This is a genomic window from Chryseobacterium sp. C39-AII1 (assembly GCF_039672645.1).
Lineage (GTDB): Bacteria > Bacteroidota > Bacteroidia > Flavobacteriales > Weeksellaceae > Chryseobacterium.
In genome coordinates, this window is sequence record NZ_JBDFPQ010000004.1 from 66,096 (window position 1) to 85,836 (window position 19,741).

General features: G+C 33.2%; 17 protein-coding genes. 11 read left to right on the forward strand and 6 right to left on the reverse strand.

The window, feature by feature from the left end:
• The first annotated feature begins 180 nt into the window (after nucleotides 1-180).
• From ABEG63_RS08325 to ABEG63_RS08340, 4 genes are all read left to right on the forward strand, one after another.
• Nucleotides 181-2,403: a TonB-dependent receptor gene (locus ABEG63_RS08325; RefSeq protein WP_346584119.1), complete on the forward strand. Its 2,223-nt coding sequence runs from the start codon at nucleotides 181-183 to the stop codon at nucleotides 2,401-2,403.
• A 199-nt stretch (nucleotides 2,404-2,602) separates the two neighbouring features.
• A complete protein-coding gene (locus ABEG63_RS08330) occupies nucleotides 2,603-2,980 on the forward strand; it encodes a hypothetical protein (RefSeq protein ID WP_346584120.1) in 378 nt (125 codons plus the stop codon).
• Nucleotides 2,981-3,244: 264 nt separating this feature from the next.
• The gene (locus ABEG63_RS08335) at nucleotides 3,245-3,718 is read left to right on the forward strand and encodes a DUF3347 domain-containing protein (RefSeq protein ID WP_346584121.1); all 474 of its coding nucleotides are present in this window, start codon (nucleotides 3,245-3,247) and stop codon (nucleotides 3,716-3,718) included.
• A gap of 518 nt (nucleotides 3,719-4,236) precedes the next feature.
• Entirely contained in the window at nucleotides 4,237-7,032 is a 2,796-nt protein-coding gene (locus tag ABEG63_RS08340; protein WP_346584122.1) for a multicopper oxidase domain-containing protein, read from the forward strand.
• Nucleotides 7,033-7,099: 67 nt separating this feature from the next.
• On the opposite strand, the gene ABEG63_RS08345 is transcribed toward ABEG63_RS08340, so the two are convergent.
• The 3 genes from ABEG63_RS08345 to ABEG63_RS08355 form a co-directional block, all read right to left on the reverse strand.
• Entirely contained in the window at nucleotides 7,100-8,218 is a 1,119-nt protein-coding gene (locus tag ABEG63_RS08345) for an FAD-dependent monooxygenase (RefSeq protein ID WP_346584123.1), read from the reverse strand.
• Nucleotides 8,218-8,808, reverse strand: coding sequence for a hypothetical protein (locus ABEG63_RS08350; protein ID WP_346584124.1), 591 nt, complete (start codon nucleotides 8,806-8,808; stop codon nucleotides 8,218-8,220). Before ABEG63_RS08350 ends, ABEG63_RS08345 begins: the two co-directional genes overlap by 1 nt.
• 152 nt (nucleotides 8,809-8,960) lie before the next feature.
• Nucleotides 8,961-9,827: an RNA polymerase sigma factor RpoD/SigA gene (locus ABEG63_RS08355; protein ID WP_027385416.1), complete on the reverse strand. Its 867-nt coding sequence runs from the start codon at nucleotides 9,825-9,827 to the stop codon at nucleotides 8,961-8,963.
• 189 nt (nucleotides 9,828-10,016) lie between these two features.
• On the opposite strand from ABEG63_RS08355, the gene ABEG63_RS08360 reads away from it, so the two are divergent.
• A complete protein-coding gene (locus ABEG63_RS08360) occupies nucleotides 10,017-10,169 on the forward strand; it encodes a hypothetical protein (protein WP_267402990.1) in 153 nt (50 codons plus the stop codon).
• Between the two features lie 215 nt (nucleotides 10,170-10,384).
• On the opposite strand, the gene ABEG63_RS08365 is transcribed toward ABEG63_RS08360, so the two are convergent.
• Complete coding sequence (locus tag ABEG63_RS08365; protein WP_346584125.1) at nucleotides 10,385-11,176, reverse strand: S1/P1 nuclease; 792 nt, start codon at nucleotides 11,174-11,176, stop codon at nucleotides 10,385-10,387.
• 294 nt (nucleotides 11,177-11,470) lie between these two features.
• Between ABEG63_RS08365 and ABEG63_RS08370 the strand changes: the two genes are divergently transcribed.
• The 4 genes from ABEG63_RS08370 (at nucleotide 11,471) to ABEG63_RS08385 (ending at nucleotide 15,896) form a co-directional block, all read left to right on the forward strand.
• On the forward strand, nucleotides 11,471-12,412 hold the full coding sequence (locus tag ABEG63_RS08370) for a type VI secretion system baseplate subunit TssG (protein WP_346584126.1): 942 nt from the start codon (nucleotides 11,471-11,473) through the stop codon (nucleotides 12,410-12,412).
• A 54-nt stretch (nucleotides 12,413-12,466) separates the two neighbouring features.
• On the forward strand, nucleotides 12,467-13,366 hold the full coding sequence (locus ABEG63_RS08375; RefSeq protein WP_346584127.1) for a TssN family type VI secretion system protein: 900 nt from the start codon (nucleotides 12,467-12,469) through the stop codon (nucleotides 13,364-13,366).
• A 25-nt stretch (nucleotides 13,367-13,391) separates the two neighbouring features.
• Nucleotides 13,392-14,531: a hypothetical protein gene (locus tag ABEG63_RS08380; protein WP_267402994.1), complete on the forward strand. Its 1,140-nt coding sequence runs from the start codon at nucleotides 13,392-13,394 to the stop codon at nucleotides 14,529-14,531.
• Nucleotides 14,532-14,717: 186 nt separating this feature from the next.
• Nucleotides 14,718-15,896 (forward strand): aminotransferase class V-fold PLP-dependent enzyme, encoded by a 1,179-nt coding sequence (locus tag ABEG63_RS08385; RefSeq protein ID WP_346584128.1) that lies wholly within the window; start codon nucleotides 14,718-14,720, stop codon nucleotides 15,894-15,896.
• Nucleotides 15,897-15,992: 96 nt separating this feature from the next.
• Here the strand turns inward: ABEG63_RS08385 and ABEG63_RS08390 are convergent, their stop codons facing one another.
• The gene (locus ABEG63_RS08390) at nucleotides 15,993-16,646 is read right to left on the reverse strand and encodes a metal-dependent transcriptional regulator (RefSeq protein WP_346584129.1); all 654 of its coding nucleotides are present in this window, start codon (nucleotides 16,644-16,646) and stop codon (nucleotides 15,993-15,995) included.
• A gap of 85 nt (nucleotides 16,647-16,731) precedes the next feature.
• Between ABEG63_RS08390 and ABEG63_RS08395 the strand changes: the two genes are divergently transcribed.
• Nucleotides 16,732-17,763, forward strand: a complete 1,032-nt coding sequence (locus ABEG63_RS08395) for an aminotransferase class V-fold PLP-dependent enzyme (RefSeq protein ID WP_346584130.1) — start codon at nucleotides 16,732-16,734, stop codon at nucleotides 17,761-17,763.
• 205 nt (nucleotides 17,764-17,968) lie between these two features.
• Here the strand turns inward: ABEG63_RS08395 and ABEG63_RS08400 are convergent, their stop codons facing one another.
• Entirely contained in the window at nucleotides 17,969-18,472 is a 504-nt protein-coding gene (locus ABEG63_RS08400) for a hypothetical protein (protein ID WP_346584131.1), read from the reverse strand.
• A 258-nt stretch (nucleotides 18,473-18,730) separates the two neighbouring features.
• Between ABEG63_RS08400 and ABEG63_RS08405 the strand changes: the two genes are divergently transcribed.
• Nucleotides 18,731-19,693: a hypothetical protein gene (locus tag ABEG63_RS08405; RefSeq protein ID WP_346584132.1), complete on the forward strand. Its 963-nt coding sequence runs from the start codon at nucleotides 18,731-18,733 to the stop codon at nucleotides 19,691-19,693.
• The last annotated feature ends 48 nt before the right edge of the window (nucleotides 19,694-19,741 follow it).

Genomic DNA, 19,741 nt, shown 5'->3' on the forward strand with positions numbered 1-19,741 from the left:
CCCCCCCCCCCCCCCCCCCCCCCCCCCCCCCCCCCCCCAAAAACCCAAAACTGAAAAATGAGCTCAAACAAAGCTTCAATCGGGGCTAGGGAAGGCATCATTTTAATAAATGTTAAAGAAAGTTTAAATAAGTTAAAATAAATTGTATATATTCACGTTTGAAATTTTAAAACATTTCTTTTGAAAAAACTAGTTTTACCGCTGAGCCTTATGGTTCCTGTATTAGTATTCTCTCAAACCAAGAAGAAGGATACGATGAAAACCACAGATATTGAGGAAGTCGTTTTCCAGAAAAAAGTAGCAGGAAGTACGAAAGACATTACCAATGTGAAAATTTCCGCGAAAGATGCCAAAAATGTAGCCAGCATTTCCGGAGGTATCGAAGGGATTATCAAAACGTTACCTTCTGTTAACTCCAATACCGAACTTTCTTCACAATATATGGTTCGTGGTGGAAACTATGACGAAAACCTGATCTATATTAACGATATTGAAATCTACAGACCTTTCCTGATTAGAAATTCTCAGCAGGAAGGTTTAAGCATGATTAATCCCGACATGGTTTCTACCGTTAACTTCTCTGCCGGAGGTTTTGAAGCCAGATATGGTGATAAAATGTCTTCTGCGCTGAATATTTATTACAGAGAACCTCAAAAATTTGAACTTTCCGGAGAAGGAAGTTTAATGGGCGGAAGATTAACGGCTGGTTTTGCTTCAGGAAAAAAAGATGAAGACGGAAATAAAAAATTTACTGCTTTATTTTCAGGAAGATACAGGAATATGAATCTTATTCTTAATACGTTAAAAGAAGATACAGATTTCAATCCTGTCTATATGGATTTTCAGACGTATATGAATTACCATATCACTCCAAAATTATCATTGTCATTTATCGGATATTATTCTAAGAATGATTATGAAATGATCCCAAGAGAAAGGAGTGTAGATTTCGGAAGTTTACAGCGACCACTAAATCTTACCGTTTTCTACAATGGTAAAGAGGACGACAAGTATAAAAATATGATGGGAACGGTTTCTGCGAACTATAAACCATCCGATAAATGGAAGTTTACTTTAGATGCATTTTCTTATCAAAACAGAGAAAGAGAGTATTATTCTATCGGTTCTTCTTATATTTTACAGACATTCGATCCTGTGACGGGCGATCCGATCACCTCATATGATGCGGGCGGACAAATCGAGCATGCCCGAAATGATTTATTTGTAAGAACTTACGGTACACAGTTCAGGGCTCGTTTTTCACCCAATGTGAATACAGATTTTGAGGTTGGATTTAAATATGAAAAAGAAAACCTTAAAGATTTAACCAATGAATGGAAATTGATAGATTCTGCGGGATACAGCATGCCTAGACCTATGGATGATCCTAGAATTGGTGATTATTCTGATCTGGAATTGGCTTATAGAATTGCAGGAAATAATCATATCGAACCAACAAGAATGTCTGCTTACGCACAGTATTCTCAGAAATTTTTCTGGGGAGCAAGCAAAGTTTTCATCAATGCCGGGGCTAGAGTTTCCAACTGGAGCTTCAATAAAGAAACTATTTTCTCACCAAGAGTTCAGTTTGCCATCAAACCCGATTGGGATTCTGATATGTTGTTTAAACTTTCCGGAGGTATTTATTATCAGTCGCCTTTTTATAAGGAAATCAAGGATTTAGATGGGAATTTTAACAGCAATATCAAATCTCAACGTTCAATCCAGGCAATTTTCGCGAATGATTATGAATTTTATATGTATGACAGACCGTTTAAACTAACAACGGAAGCATATTATAAGAAAATGAATAACCTGATTCCTTATTATATGGATAATGTGAGGATTCGTTATTCGGGGCAAAACAATGCAACGGGTTATGCTTATGGTATTGATACCCGCTTATATGGAGAATTTGTTCCTGGAGTAGATTCTTGGTTATCTGCAAGTTATGCGAGGGTTTATGAAAATATAGACGGAAGAGGAGATATTCCGAGACCAACCGATCAAAGATTCAGGTTTGCCATGTTCTATCAGGATTATATGCCTCAGTTTCCGAAAATGAAGGTGAATCTGACATTGACTTACGCCATGGGATTACCCACAGGAGCACCTGTTTTTACAGATCCTTACAGCTATCAGAAAACGTTGCCAGCCTATAAAAGAGTGGATTTAGGACTTTCTTATGCTTTCATAGAGCCTAAAGAAAAGAAATCAGCGTATGGATTTTGGGGAAATTTTGAAGAATTAACGTTGGGAGTTCAAGTCTTTAATGCCTTTAACATTAGAAATACTGTGGCTAATCAATGGATCTCAGATTCAGCGACAAATATGGCATATCCGGTTCCTGTACGTTTAACAGGACGTTTCTTTAATGTAAAGCTTGAGTTTAAGATTAAATAAGAGTAGATTGCAGGTAGCAGGAGCAGGATGAAGGATTATAGTTTAAAAATATTCTCAATCATCTGAAAAATCTGCGGGAAATAAAAATAGAACAAAACCTTCTGAAAATTTCAGGAGGTTTTGTTTTTACCAAATTTTATAACAACAATACATAATTTTATAACATCAATCTCAAAGATATTTTTACCTTTGCTCTGTAATGAAAAAGATTCTTGCCATATTATTCTCTGTTTTCTACTTTGGATTCTCTTCCGGGGCAGTTTTCAGCGTTCATTATTGCATGAATGAATTGGCTTCTGTCAATCAGAAAGTTGACGATATTTGCAGCAAATGCGGGGTTAAAACAAAGAAAGACTGTTGTAAAACAGAAATTAAATTATTAAAAGTTGATGATTCTCAAAAATCAGATTTTCTTAAAATTGATTTCTTACAACAAATTTCAGAGCTTCCACAAAATGAATTTTTCTTTGTAGATCAATCTTTTTCAGCTACAAAATTTACTCAAATTCAAATCAATGCGCCGCCGGAAATTTGGTCGGTTCCAATCTTTATTCACCATTGTAATTTCAGAATTTAGAATTCGTCAGTCGTTTGATTTTTAAAATCATTACGAACGACACGATTTGTCGCATAATGCGAAACATTTAATAATCCTATCTAAAATTTGACTGTCCTAAAACCCAGCTACAAAAAGAAAATAATCTTCTTGGCTAAGTGAAACGCCTTTGCGAACCTTTAACAACAGTTATTAGTAAAAAAATCATTGCGAACTTTGTGTTAAAAATAAACAATATGAAAGGCAATTTACAATCAATAAAAATTAATTCTAAAATTTAAAACAATGAAAAAATATATCATTACAGCAGTATTCTCTTTATTTTCAATCATTTCTATTGCGGCACAATCTAAAAAAGATGCACAGGTTACCAAATTATACCAAAACTATATCGCAATAAAATCCGCTTTAGCTTCAGATGATGCGGACAAAACATCAAAAGCGGCGACAGAGTTCATTAAGACTGCTTCTGCTATCGATGTTAAACAAGTTTCAGAAGGTAATTTGAATATTCTCAGAAAAGATGCAACAGCAATTTCCGATGCAAGAAATATCAGCACTCAGAGAGAAACTTTCATGAATCTCTCGGATAATATGATTGCTTTGGCTAAAGAATTTAAAGTTTCTGAAAATCCTGTTTACGTTCAGTATTGTCCAATGGCAGACGGAAGCTGGTTGAGCGATGAATCTAAAATCATAAATCCTTACTACGGAAAATCCATGCTTTCTTGTGGAAACGTAAAATCTACAATTAAATAATAATTGTATCTTATTTTAAAATAATGAGTTGTATAGCTTAAATTAAAATTTACTTTATATAAATTGTTCAACAGATTCTTCACAAACTTTGAGATCTTATTTAAGTGAAACGCCTTTGCTAACTTAAAAATATTCTCAATAATCTAAAGAAAATCTTTGCGACCTTTGCGTTAAAAACTCAGAAGTATTAGGTAAATCAGTTAAACAATTGTTTTCAAAGTTTGTCATCCTGAAAGGATCTAAACATGCTCGAAATAAATTCTAAATATTCGTGCCGTAGATTCCTACCGGAATGACAAATTTTGTGGATATTTTTCAAGTGTTTTAGTGAATGACAAAAACCTAGCCCCGATTGCAACGGCATCCTTTTGTGCAGCGAAGCGAAACAAAAGGTATAGTGCTTCGACTTCGCTCAGCATAAATTCCAAGCGGGAAGTAGCTTTAAAAAAGTTTAAGCCGGTCCAATATTTAAAGTATTAAAATTCAAGCTATACAACTTCAAAAAACTTCGAAATATTATGAAAAAACTCATACTATTTCTGATGCTTCTATTTTCCGTTTTCAGTTTTTCACAAACAACAAAGACCTATTTTACCTGTCCGATGGATCCTGAAGTAGTTTCCTCAAAACCGGGCGACTGCCCGAAATGCGGAATGACTTTAAGGAAAAAATCAGTTATCATAAAACCTAAAGTTGTTGCAAAACCGGAAGTAAAGTCTGTACCGAAAACAGAGATAAAATCAACAGAAATTAAGAATAAGGTTAAGGATAAAATTGAGATTGAGAAAAAGAATGATGTAAAAAAGGTGAAGAATGTAAATATTACTAAGCCTGTTTTAAACTCTAAAAATAAAAATTTAGCGCAATCAAAATCTCAACCTAAACCTCAATCTCAAGATCATTTCCAATCTCAAAAATATACTTGTCCAATGCATCCGGAAGTAATTTCCGATAATCCCGGAAAATGCCCAAAATGTGGAATGGATTTAGTAGAAATTGAAAATAATTCTTCACATCAAGCTGAAGCTGGACAAGAGTCTCAAAATTCTGTTTTAAAAAGAAATTCAGAAAATGGGAAAGTAAGTTTTGGAGGAAAAACGGTTCGTTATGATTTATATGTAAAAGATACGATCGTCAATTTTACAGGAAAAAACCGTCGTGCGATCGCTGTAAACGGAAAACTACAGGCTCCAACTTTATATTTTACAGAAGGCGATACAGCGGAAATTTATCTTCACAATATGCTGAAAGAAAACACAGGTTTTCACTGGCATGGCGTGATTTTGCCAAACGAACATGACGGAGTTCCATATTTAACGACAAAACCTGTAAAACCTGGCGAAACGCATTTATACAAGTTTAAAGTTTCCCAAAATGGAACCTATTGGTATCATTCTCACGAAGGTTTGCAGGAGCAGATCGGAATGAACGGAATTCTGGTTTTCAACAAAAGAGAAGGTGAACCAAAAGTGAATTATACCAAAGAAATTCCTGTATTGTTAGGAGATTGGAGTGATGAAGATCCGATGCAGATTGCAAGACGGCTTCACATGGCAAATACAGATTGGTATGCGATTAAGAAAAATGCGGTTCAAAGTTATTGGGAAGCTATAAAATCTGGAAATTTCGGAACAAAGGCGCTGAATGAATGGAAAAGAATGGAAGCAATGGACGTAAGTGATGTGTATTATGATAAATTCCTCATCAATGGACAGCCAAGTTCTGAATATTCTCAATTAAAAGCGGGAGATAAAGTTCGATTAAGAGTTGCCAACGGAGGTTCATCCACGTATTTTTGGCTGAATTTCGGAGGCGGAAAAATAAAAGTGGTTGGAAATGACGGAAACGATGTCGTTCCTGTGGAAGTTGATCGTCTGATTGTTGGAGTTTCAGAAACCTACGATATTGAAGTTACGATTCCTGAAAATAAAAGCTTTGAATTCCGTGCCACTTCGGAAGACAGGATTGGTCATGCTTCGCTTTGGTTAGGTTCGGGTGAGAAAGTAGAAGCTCCGAATTTACCAAGGCTCAAGCTTTTCGAAGGCATGAAAATGATGAACGGAATGATGGAAATGAGCGGAAATATGAAACCTATGAACATGACGATGAGCAATCAAATGATGGATATGAATGAAGTGATGTATCCTGAACTTTCTGAAAGTCAGCGAAAAATGACGATGAAACATATAAACGAAATGATGGGAACTAAGACGAAGGAAAACGAAGATCATTCCAATCATTCAGAAATGAATATGCAGGAAGAAAAATCGATTAAAAGGCTATCTTACAATCTATTGAAGTCTCCAGAGAAAACGATTCTTCCGACAGAAAATGTTCGTGAGTTAAACTTTAGACTAGAAGGCAACATGAACCATTATCTGTGGACGTTGGATAATAAAACGGTTACTGAAACTGATAAGATTTTAGTGAAAAAAGGTGAAATTCTAAGAATTACGATGTATAACAATTCGATGATGCGCCATCCAATGCACCTTCATGGCCATGATTTTAGGTTGATTAATTCCAAAGGGGAATATTCTCCCATGAAAAACGTGGTTGATATCATGCCAATGGAAACCAATACAATTGAATTTGCTGCAAACCAAGAGGGTGACTGGTTTTTCCACTGCCATATTCTGTATCACATGATGGCAGGAATGGGAAGGATTTTTAGTTATGAAGATTCAAAACCGAATCCTCAGCTCCCGGACAGAAAATTAGCTTGGAAAGATTTTATGAAAGATAACAGAATGATAAGTTCGATGGCGATGCTTGATATTCAGTCTAATAAATTACATGCAGAAACAATGACGATGTTCGGGCCGAGATGGGCAAATCTGAATGAGTTTCATTCTAATTGGGATTTTAATCATTTTGATGGAAATTTTAAAGTCGGAAGATTTTTAGGAAAATTCCAGTGGGCATTGCCTTATGCAGGTTTTAGAATTCAACAAAATCATGAAATAATGGAACGAAAAATGGCAGAAGATATGGGAATGGATTTTCTCGGAAAGAAAACCTGGTTCGGACAGCAAAAAGCATCAAAAACAAAGGCTGCCTTCATTGTTGGGATGCAATATGTTTTGCCAATGTTGATTATAGCGGATGCAAGTGTAGACCAAAATGGAAAAGTTTTATTGGAATTAAGTAGGGAAGATATTCCGCTTTCGAGAAGATTAAGAGGAAATTTTACTGTTAATTCTGATGGAGAATTTAATACCGGATTACGCTATATTTTACAAAAATGGCTATCGGTTTCCGGAAATTATGATAATGAAATGGGATGGGGAGCCGGAATTACTTTGATGTACTAATAAAATAATATTTAAATAATTAATCCTTCAAGGCTTCAAAAACCTTGAAGGATTTTTTATATAAAAATCACATTTCCAATTGTATAACTCTTTCAACCATTTTCTGATTTACACTTTCAGGAACTAATCTCATCATTAAATTTCGCAAACGAGTTCCTTTTTCCCATTGAGAAAATTTTCCTAGTTTCCAGCTTGTATTCACAACATGATTAACTTTTTTCCTTCTAATTTGCTGGAATTGTTCGAAAATCACATTAAAATCTTTATTTTTTTCTAGTAATTTCCCGATAACGTAAGCATCTTCAATTGCCTGACAAGCTCCTTGTCCCAAATTGGGAGTGGTTGCATGTGCTGCATCGCCGATTAAACAAAGATTTTCAGCATGCCATTTGGGAATAGGATCTAAGTCCATGATATCATTAAGAATAATATTTTCCTGTAGTGTGGAATCAATAATTTCAATAATTAATGGATGAAAACCGTAGAAATTTTCAGATAAACTATGATAGCGTTTATGTTTTCCTTTATTAATGACCGCATACCAATATATTTTTCTATCAGTCATTCTTACGAAACCAAAACGTTTTCCTTTTCCCCAAGTTTCTATTGCTTCCCGATGAAATTCTTCATGTAAATCAAAATCTACCAATCCACGCCAACACATTTGTTGTGTATTACGAATTGTTCCAGTTTTAAAAATCTGATTTCTAATTTTTGAATGAATTCCGTCTCCTCCGAAAATAATTTTGCTTTCAATTTTGGTTTCATTTTCAAAATTTAAAAGATAATTTTCCTGTTTCTGAATTTCTTTTAAAGAATGATTCAATTTAATATTTTCAAAACCAATATTTTCAGCTAGAATTCTTTGCAAATCTGCTCTGTGAATGGCTATATTACAGGAATTATATTTCTTTTCGAGTTCAAGAACGTTTGTTTTAGAGATAAGTTTAAGATTTTCATCAGTAATTGAGATTCCATGAATTTTATTTCCTGCCTTTTCTATTTTTTCTTTTAATCCCAATTTATCAAAAATCTGCATCGCATTAATGGCCATCATAATTCCTGAACCTACGGGTTTTATTTCAGGTGCAGATTCGTAAATTGTAAAATCAAGATTATTTTGCTTTAAAATATTTCCCAATGTTAAACCTCCGATTCCTGCTCCGATGATTGAAATTGAATTCATTATTTTAAATTTTTCAGCTCGTTCAATAACTGATTTTGCTTTTTGATAAAATTTTCTAAACTATCTGTGTCCAATGGATGAGAATCCTGATAATTTTCAATTTCAGGAAGGGTTTTTTTGATTTTATATGCGTCATAAAATGAAGAAAGCTGTACAAAATTAAGGTTAATCTGTACTTTCAACTCATTCAATTTATTAAGTTTAACATTATATTTCTCGGAACTGTTCTTTAAAAGATCCAGAACTTCTTTTTGTAATGTCGAATCCATAATATTTTTCGCCCTTCTTTCCGCATCAGCATAATAATCTTCAGATGATTTTGTTACATTATCATAAAGATCTTTCATAATTCTGCTGTCATTTTGAATTGCCTGAAATCTTTTATCTAATTCTAAAAGTTTGGAATCATCCTTAATTTTTTCAGAATAAATTCCATCAATAATTGATTGAGATTTGCTTAATCTCTTTATTGGGAAGCTAGACTCAGTATTTTCAGCTGCTTTTTCTACAATATTTCTATCCGTGTTGTTATTTTCTTTACATGAAATTATCAATAAAAATAGAGCAGAAGAGAGAAGTATTTTTTTCATGGTTTATTTTATTATTGTGGAAATCCTTTACTTTTTTTAGATGTCAAATATAACAGTCAATTCGTTTTAATGAGTTGAAGATAATTCAAAATTAGTTACAAAAAAAGCGGAACCTGAAAATCAAGCTCCGCCTATAATTTGTTTCGTTAAAATTATTTACCCAAATAAGATTTCAAAATCTTACTTCTGGTGTTGTGCTTCAATCTCTTGATCGCTTTTTCTTTGATCTGACGAACTCTCTCTCTCGTAAGATCGAAAGTTTCACCGATTTCTTCAAGAGTCATCGGATGTTTTCCGTTCAATCCGAAGTATAATCTTACCAAATCAGCCTCTCTTGGAGTCAAAGTATTTAATGCTCTTTCGATCTCGATTTGTAGAGATTCAAGCATCAAATCTTTATCAGGGCTTGGAGATTCTCCGGAACGCAATACGTCATAAAGATTAGAATCTTCACCTTCTACCAAAGGCGCATCCATAGACAAGTGTCTACCGGAATTTTTCATCGATTCCTTAATATCTTCCTCGCTCATGTCAAGAACTTCAGCCAATTCTTCTGGAGAAGGTGGTCTTTCATTTTCCTGCTCAAGGTGAGCGTAAGCTTTGTTGATTTTGTTGATGGAACCGATTTTATTCAATGGTAATCTTACAATTCTCGACTGTTCAGCCAAAGCCTGTAAAATTGATTGACGAATCCACCACACCGCGTAAGAGATGAATTTGAAACCTCTCGTCTCATCATACCTTTTTGCCGCTTTCATCAGTCCTAAATTCCCTTCATTAATCAAATCGGGTAAAGAAAGACCTTGATTTTGGTACTGTTTAGATACTGAAACTACAAAACGAAGGTTGGCTTTAATTAATTTCTCAAGTGCTGCTCTGTCGCCCGCACGTATTCTCTGTGCCAAATCTACTTCCTCGTCTGCTGTAATTAGTTCTACTTTACCAATTTCCTGCAAATACTTGTCTAATGAAGCAGTTTCCCTGTTGGTTACCTGCTTAGTGATTTTTAATTGTCTCATCTATTTTTTCCTCAAAAAAGAGTTTGTATATATTATACGTTTGAGAAAGTAAAAAGGTTACACTTAGTGCAATTATTTTTTATTTATTTAAATTAAATCTGAAAAAATAGTTGTAAATTATGGCTCTCACGCCACACAACAGTGATTTTTAAATTTTATCAGCTTAAATTAGTTTTTGAAAAAATCGTATTGAGACGAATTTTATCTGTAATATTTTCTCAGGAGCTTAATCCCGCTTTCCACTGTATCTTTTGGGTTACGGCTCCGCTTCGCTCCGCCGCAACCCAAAAGGATGTCGTTCCAATCGGGGCTATGGTGGAAGTTATCCCTTTAAACATTTAGAAAAAATCCGCAAAGTTTTTCATCCAGTCAAAGATTTAAATGTAGAATTAGAAATAATTATATAAATCTTTGAGTTTAGATGCTTTCAGCATGACAAAATGCAAAGAAAATTATAACTCATTTCAAAAAACAAAAAAGCGAAACCCAAAGGCTCCGCTTATATTATAGTAAGATGTGATTAACGATCAACTAAAAACCGTCAACCATTAACCAAATTAAAACAAATCATTCAACAATTTCGCCAGTCTCAACCCTCCGTAAAGAAGCTGTCTTTCCATGGTATCGTTGAATTTGTACTGATAATCGTAAGACAATTTAGAACCGTCAGGAGTTTGTGCATAGATTTTATTTGCGATTTTATGAGAATCATATAACCAATCTTCAACTGTTCCTGTCTGAATTTGTTTTACTTCATTATCCGATTTAATATCCAATAATTTAGCATACTCTGTATAGCTGTATTTTTGAGAATCTACCAATTTCCCATCCCAAACTGAGTGTAAATTTGTTTTATCTCCAAAATAAGTAACGTTAATTTTGTTTCCACCTAAATCTTCAGATCTTCCTACATGTAAAGGTTGCGCCAAATCTCCCATAATATGAATAAGGAAAATTAAAGCAATTTTTCTGTCTTTTTCAGAAGTTTTTTCATCTTTAATCTGGCTCGATAAAGTTTTAACCTGCGTATACAAACTCGGACCAGCCTGAGCTTCAAGATTTTTCTCAAAAGCTTTAAAATCAGTTTGAGGATCGATATTTACATAATGCCAGGCCGAAGCTTGCTTCCAAACGCCTGTAGTGTCCGATTTGATAAAATCCGGCCAATTTGCCCAATAAGCAAGACGCTCTTTCCCCATAATTTTCTTGATCTCTCTTCTTGCCTTTCCGGAAAGGTGGTTTTCTGCAATCTCTGCAATAACTCTGTGCCCCGTTAATCCCCACGCATAAGAATAAAGTGAAGATGCCATGAATGCTAAAACCAGCACTTTAGAATAAATACTTTTCATGATAAAAATAACATTTTCTGGATGCAAAGATACAGTTAATTTAAGGTTTAGATTAATATAAAGATAAGGATTTATAAATTTAACTAAATCTTAAAATTAGATTTAAATATATCATTTCATGAGTTTTAAGCCGAAGTTCATACCTAGATTTCCGTATTTTTACGGATATTGATGAAAATTATTCTTTTTAATGCTGATAAATTAGTATTTTTAGAATAAAATTAATTGAAAAAATATTTTTTTCAATCATTTGAGATATATTATTTTTACAAGCCCAAAATCACAGCAAACACTATGTATGAGAATAATATTGTAGACATGCATTACAATAAGCTGCAGACAGACTTCAAAGCTGAAGCTGTAGCCGTAAACCTTTTAAAGTACCATCGTGCGGTAAGCAATATATTCATTGAAAGAATTGGCATCAACGATCGTGCTTATTTAAAGGATATCAAAAGTATTTCCAGTAATTATCTAGGTTTTGATGAAGAAGTTTTTACGCTAGAAACGTATCGAGAAGGTATTTACGATTACCTTCCGGAAGGGCTTTTCCATCCACCTTCTTTAGGAACATCGCGGAAAAATGTAGAAACGGTTGTCCGCGAAATCCGTAAACAGAAAAAAGTAGAAGAAGATGCAAGAAAGTTTTTCAAGCCGTTTGAACTAGAAATATTTTTCACCGAAATCAGCGCTTTGATTAAAGAATTTGATTTTGATATTGCCAGCGATACCGATGCTTTACTGGAAACTGTAAGTGAACTTTGGCCTTTGGTTGATATGCTGGATAAACAGAATGCCTATATTTTTATCCATATTTTACCTTTTTTTCATCAGATAAGAGGTGATAAAAGATGGTTTGAAAGATGTATGAGCGCTTTTTTACAGGTTCCGGTAGAAGTTACTTTCGCTCCGAATGTGATTGATAATATTGAAGAGGAAGACGATTCTATGTTATTGGGAAATTCAAGATTGGGAGTAACTTATATTCCAAGTGGAAGACATATGGATGGACAAAGAAATTGGGTCGTGAATATAGGGCCGATTCCGTATCATGAAATGAAAAAATACATTCACGGAAACCCATTCAGAAAGGTTTTACAAACTTTATATGATTATTTTTTACCAGTAAGTGTAGATGTGGAGGAAAATTTCATCACCGAAAAGCAAGAATATTCATTTGCATTAGAAGATGATGAAAGAAACGCCAACCGCCTTGGATACTCTACATTTCTGTAAAATATTTTAGTATATTTACAATCACCAACAAAATATTAATTTGAAAAGAAACAAATGGAAATTTCTTCAGTAAAAGGAATCTTTTTTAGGTATATTTTAATGCCTTTATTTGCAGTAATCATGATGGTAATTTTAGGAATTATCAGAAGAAATAAGCCTGCCATTAAAATTAAAACCATCATTATCTATGTTCTGCTTTGCAGTTTATGTTTGGCTATTCCCGGAATTTTTGGGTTTGCCGGTAATCTCTTTAATCCTTATTGGTATCTAATTTCGCAGATCATTTACCTTATTTTGGGGATTATTCATGTTAATTTATTGCATCGATTTTTCAGAAAACATATTGATTCTCTGGGAATGAGTATTTTGTTTGAATCCATCCTTTCCATAACCTGTATTGCTTTCGGAGGCTATCTTTTCTATCTTATTTTTGAATGGATGAGCAGAGGAATGGGCTATCCGATCATGGCAGCAACAAGCATGCTTATTTTTCTGGTTCCGATGTTTTTTTACTATTGCTATATTCAGTTTATCAGCATTCCGTTTGATATTTACAAAACTTGGAGATATTCTCCGGATCAGAAATTGCCCGATTTTGAAGGGGCAGATTTCGACCGTTTAATGGTTTTGAATGTTGAATTAAGCAAAAACCTTGAAGATGCAAACCGATTCAGAATTAAAGCCAAAACATTACCGACAGGCGTTACTTTCGGCGATTGGTTTTACAGAGTGGTAGACGATTATAATCATAAAAACCCCAATTCGGTGATTCATCTTTCGGATCAAGAAAGGGAACCTTATTACTGGATTTTTTATACCAAAAAATCATTTTTCAGCTTTAGAAAATATATAGATTTCGACCAGGATATTTCAACAAACGGCATTTCAGAAAATGAAGTGGTGATTTGTAAAAGAGTGATCCAGCATGAAGAAGAAGGAGTAAGAAAACCATAAAATCACACAACAAAAGATATTTACTATGATACAGCCCATTAAACATTTTGCCATCAATTGGGTAGACGGGATGAAGGTTTCCCAGCGACACCTGAACGATCAGGATAATTTTTTAATTGATACCATCAGAGATTCTAATTCATTAGGAATTACCACATACAATTACGGACTTTTACCTATTTCGCAAGAGTTTACAGACCGAACGATATTTGATGTTCATAATACTGCAACCAATGATGTTCAGCTCGTTATAAAGCATTGCAGCGCAGTTACTCTGGCAGGCTACAGAATTGAACTGAACGATAGGAGAGTGAGTGTAAAGTCTTTGGCTAAATCGATGCATGAAGAGCAGGCCGACGGAGATTATTATATTTTAATTTCGGTCAATCCCTTTGATAAAGTGCCTTTCGGAGATATCGATCCTGAGGAAATTCCGCCACGTCATCCGAATGCTCAGCCCAATCATCATATCGAATTACTTCCTGTAACTTCTTTGAACAGCAGTTATTCCGGAGGTAATTATTTGATTATCGGAAAGGTAGATTTAAAAGGTAATATTGCTCAGGTAGATTCAAATTTTATTCCGCCATGTACTTCGATTCAGAGCCATCCGGCATTGCTTGATTATTACAATAATTTTGCTAAATCGATTGGAAATTTGCAGCAATATGCATTTAAAATTATTCAGAAGGCTTCGCATAAGAATCAGAATACGGCTTTGGCACAAAACGTTAAGTTTTTGTGTAATACATTGGTGACGACTTTTGGAGATATGTATTTCCAGTTCAGAAATATTACGCCTTACCAACCGCCAGTATTTTTGATAGAATCTTTTGCCAAACTGGCACTTCGTTTATACAATTCTACTCAAGTTTTGGTTCCTGCAGAATTGGAAGAAATGTTGAATTATAGCTTGGAATGGAGTGAAATTGCGCCTCATACTTTATTAAATCAACTATCAATTGTCGCTGAAACCAATTACGATCATCATAATTGTGGCGAACCACTTTTATACATTCAGCAAATGTTACGAAGTTTAGAAATAATTTTCTCTAAACTGAGCGAATTGGATTATATCGGTCAGCGAAAAGAAAATATCATCGTTAATGAACAGGAAGTTTCAAACAATAACAATCCTAAGAGAGGTTGGAGTGTTTTAGACTAAAAAATAATTTTTGAAAAATATAAATCCCGATACGCAATATTCGGGATTTTTTGTATAAAATTGTTTTAAAATATAGCTCGCAGCTTTTGTAGATTTTATATTAGATTGATTTTCATAAAATAACTAAAAAGATATGCTTAATTTGCAAAATCCACGAGAGAAAAAAATCATAAAAAATCATAAAAAATGAACTTAGATAAAATAAGACAAGGCATCAGAGGTTTGGAAGACAGGAAAATATTTCTAAACAATGCGGGTTCTTCATTAATGCCTAAAGTTGTTGTCGATTCAATGATTGATTATTTACAGCAGGAAGAGCAAACCGGAGGATATATTGTTGCGGCAAAAAATGAAGCTTTTTTAGAAGAATTTTATGAAGAAACAGCTAAACTGATTAATACTAAATCTTCTAATATTGCTTTTGCAACAAGCGCTACGGATGCTTATGCAAAGGCTTTGTCGAGTATCATTTTTAAAGAAGGAGATGTTATTATTACAACCGTTGATGATTATATTTCTAATCAGATTGTATTCATTTCGCTTCAGAAAAAATTAAATGTAAAAATCGTCAGAACGAAAAATCTTTCAGATAATGAACTGGATTTGGAAGATCTTGAAAATTTAATTAAAAAACATCAACCGAAGTTAGTTGCTGTTACTCATATTCCCACCAATTCCGGATTGATTCAGGATGTGGAGGCGGTCGGAAAAATTTGTAAGCAATATGATGTTTTATATTTGGTTGATGCCTGCCAATCTGTTGGTCAAATGGAGGTTGATGTCGAAAAAATAGGTTGTGATTTCCTTACAGCAACTGGCCGAAAATTTATGAGAGGTCCTAGAGGAACGGGATTTTTATATGTTTCAGACAAAGTTTTGGAGCAAAATTATGCCCCTTTATTATTGGATATGAGAGGTGCTCATTGGTCAGAATTTGATGATTATGAATTGTTTAAAACTGCAAAAAGATTTGAGCATTGGGAAATATCTTACGCTTCCCTGTTTGGTTTTACACAAGCAATAAAGTATGCAAATCAAATTGGTTTAGATCAAATTGAAAATTATAATAAAAATCTATCCGGAATATTAAGAAATAACCTTAAAGAAAGTGGTTTCCAGATTTGGGATCTGGGAAATCATTTAAGCAGTATTATTACTTTTTCTGGACCCGACGGAAATTTAGAAAACATCCAAAAAGTGTTGAAAGAAAATAATATATTCTTTTCGGTAACTTATAAAAATTCAGCATTAATTGATTTTACCAATAAAAATATTAATGGAATTGTACGATTGTCTCCACATTATTTTAATACGATAGACGAGATTGAAAAAGTTTCCGAAATTTTGAAGAATAGTTTAAAATAATTTAGATTAAACCATTAAGATTTGATTAAGAGATTAAGGCTATGATTCCAACTTAATATTTTTAATTTCTAAAATTAAATCTTAATGGTTAAAAATTCATTTTTTTACCAATATCTTTTCTGTTGCTTTTTTGCTTAAAACTTCCTGTTTTCCATCAACTTCCACCGTAATGGATTTGTCAAAGTTTTCTATTTTAACGATCTTAATTTTCTTATTCAGCAGTAAATTTCTTTCCGTTAAATAATTTAAAAAAGCATCATCAGAAAGCGTGACAGAAGCGAATACAACGGTTTCGTTCAGTTCACAGGAACTCAATTTTTGAAGATCCTGGGCAATAATATTTCCGTCTTTATCGGGAATAGGTTCGCCATGAGGGTCAAATTTCGGATGATCAAGAATTTCATCCATCTTATCAAAGAAAATAGTAGAGTGTACGTGTTCCAGTTGTTCCGCAATTTCATGTACATTTTCCCAACCGAAATTCATTTTTTTCACCAAAAACATTTCGGTTAATCGGTGCTTTCTTACAACCAAAGCAGCTTCTCGTCTTCCTTTTTCAGTAACGATCAGAGGTTTATAGGTTTCGTAAACCACCCAGCCTTTGTCTGCAAATTTCTTCATCATATTATTAACGCTCGGCATTTTTACGGATAAAAATTTACTGAGTTCGTTAATTGTTACCTTACTTTCATTGTCTACCAAATGAAACAGAGCCTTAAGATAGTTTTCTTCTGTTAATGTTGTTTTCAAAATGTTAGATGATTTTCATTACAAATCTAACAAAATAATATGAATAATCTACTCTTGTTATTTTAAGTTTTTTTAATTTTACAGTATGAAATTTTCATTCAAAAACGACTATTCAGAAGGTTGTCATCCTACTATTTTACAGGCACTTTTACAGCATAATCTTGATCAGCAGGCAGGTTACGGAGAAGATGAATATTCTCTAAAGGCTAAAGATTTGATCAAAGAAAAAATGAAAAGTCCTCATTCTGAAATTTATTTTGTTTCAGGCGGAACTCAGGCTAATTTAATTGTAATTTATTCTATCTTAAGACCTTACCAATGTGTAGCTTCTGCGACAACAGGACATATTTTGAATAATGAGACCGGAGCTATTGAAGCAACCGGACATAAAATTTTAGGGATAGAAAAAGAAGACGGAAAACTAACTCCTGCAGATATTATTCCTGTTTTGGAAAGTCATCGAAATGTTCCTCATCAGGTAATGCCTAAACTGGTTTATATTTCTAATTCTACGGAGTTGGGAACGATTTACACATTGAAAGAATTAGAAGAACTTTCGGCTTTTTGTAAAGAAAATAAGTTGTATTTATTTATGGATGGCGCGAGATTGGGACATGGTTTAAAGGCAGAAATCAGCGATCTTACCTTAGAAAAAGTAGCAGAACTTACGGATGTTTTCTATTTAGGCGGAACCAAAAACGGAGCATTGATCGGAGAAGCAATTATCATTAATAATCAGGAACTTCAGCAGGATTTTGCTTTTAATATCAAACAAAAGGGAGCGCTTTTGGCAAAAGGAAGATTACTAGGAATTCAATTTTTAGAATTGATGAAAAATGATCTTTATTTTGATCTAGCGAAACAGGCGAATCAGCAGGCCATGAAAATTAAAAATGCAATGAGGGAAAAAGGAATTCAGTTTCTTTCCGATACGTATACCAACCAGATTTTTCCGATTTTAAGTAATGATTTAATTCAAAAATTATCCGAAAAATTTGAATTTTATATTTGGAAAAAAATAGATTCAGAATTTTCAGCTATTCGTTTAATAACTTCCTGGAATACAGGTGATGAACCTATTAATGATTTTATTGAAATTATTAAAAATGAATTATAATAAATTAAAAAACAGCCTAAAAATAGGCTGTTTTTCTTTTTGAATATTTTAATTTTCCTGAAGAATTTTCTTAATTCCTTCAATCAAATGGTTTAAAATTTAAAGTTTGCATAGTTCTTAATAATATTTGTTATTGATAAGTGTGGAAACCTATTGCAACAAATATCTTACAAATTATATCTATATTTAGAGAATAATTTAAATTTTATTTTAATGCTTTTGCAACTATTTTGCAATCAGTTGATTTTAAATTATTTCCTCCGGCATATCTTATATTTTTCTCGCTCACATATTTCGTTCCTGTTTCAGTATCTCTTTGTCCGATTCCTTCAACCAAACCGTCTCTTGTCTGAAGAAAATAGATGTCATTTTTATTTCCTGTTGTTCCTTCTGCTGCGAATTCGTAAGTCAACTTGAGCGTATCGCCAGATTTAAATCCTGATAAGTCACCTTTGTTACTATCTTTTTCACTATTTTTTGTTGCCATTTTTCCTGTAATAGTTCCTAGATTATCATCAATACTTACAAAAACAGTGTCTTTTCCGGTTATTCCCATATAGCAGAAAGATTTTGCACCTAATGTATCAACCACTTTTTCAGTGGTTTCGCTGGTATCTGTTGATGGCGTTTCAGCCACTGGGGCTTCCGGTTTTTTGTTGCAGTTAAGCAATAATACAGAAAAAGAACTTAATAAGATCAATTTTTTCATATCTAATTGTTATGTTAAATCATATTTCAATTGCTAAAATAATGAATGTATTTATATATGAAGATAAATTAATGTAAATAAAAATAATTTTTAAAATAAAATAAATTGTGACTTTAAATTTTAAAGAAAAAGTTTGTTTTTTAATAAAATTTTCTAATCGATGAGAATCGCTTAAAAAATTTCTTCCCGAATATTTTCCAGTACAGCGGAAAAATAAAATGGGCATGAAAAATGATGGTAAGTAGTAAAAGAGCAATTATGAAAAGAATATTGAAAGTTAGTGTTTTCATCCTTCTAATTTTAGGATTAAATTTTTCGAAAGCGCAAACTCCACAAAATTACATTTACACTTCATCCGGAGATTTACAAAAAATTGAAAAGATGATCACAAGAAAAGATATTGGCGGAGTACAAATTGTTTACAATTGGCGTTCATTGGAAACCGCGAAAGATATTTATGATTTTTCAAGAATTGAAAAAGATTTGGAATATTTAACTAAGCTTAATAGAAAATTATTCATTCAACTACAAGATCGTTTTTTTGAACCAAAAGCGAGATATGTTCCTGATTATATATTAAATGACAAAGAGTATGGAGGAGGGTTGGTAGCTCAATATGATAATCCGGGAGAAAATAAACCAATCGGAAATGGCTGGGTAACAATACAATGGAATTCTGCTGTTCGACAAAGATATCAAAAATTAATAGGAGAGTTGGCAAAAAAGTTTGACGGGAAAATTCAGGGAATTAATTTACCAGAAACTGCAATTGATATTGACATGAAGCGAGACAAGACAGATTTTAGCTGTGATAAATATTTTCAGGCTGAACTTGATAATTTGAAGTTTGCAAGAAGTGCTTTTAAAAAATCTTATGTTTTACAGTATGTGAATTTTTTTCCATGTGAATGGGAAAATGACCATCAATATATGTCGAGATTATTTGATTTTGCGAATAAAAATAACGTTGGATTAGGAGGGCCCGATATTGTTCCAAATAAAAATGCACAAATGAAAAACTCTTATCCGTTTTTTAATAAATATAAAGGAAAATTATCTTTGGTAGCAATGGCCGTTCAGGAACCGACTTTAACTTATAAAAACCCGAAAACGAAAAAGCCTTTCACAAAAGAAGAATTTGTGAATTATGCTGAAAACTATCTTGGAGTTAACATCATATTTTGGAGTGTAGAATCTCCCTGGTTGAAAAATACTAAATAGAAGAAAAGTGAGTTACGAGTTTTTTTCGTAACTCCACATTTATAGTTT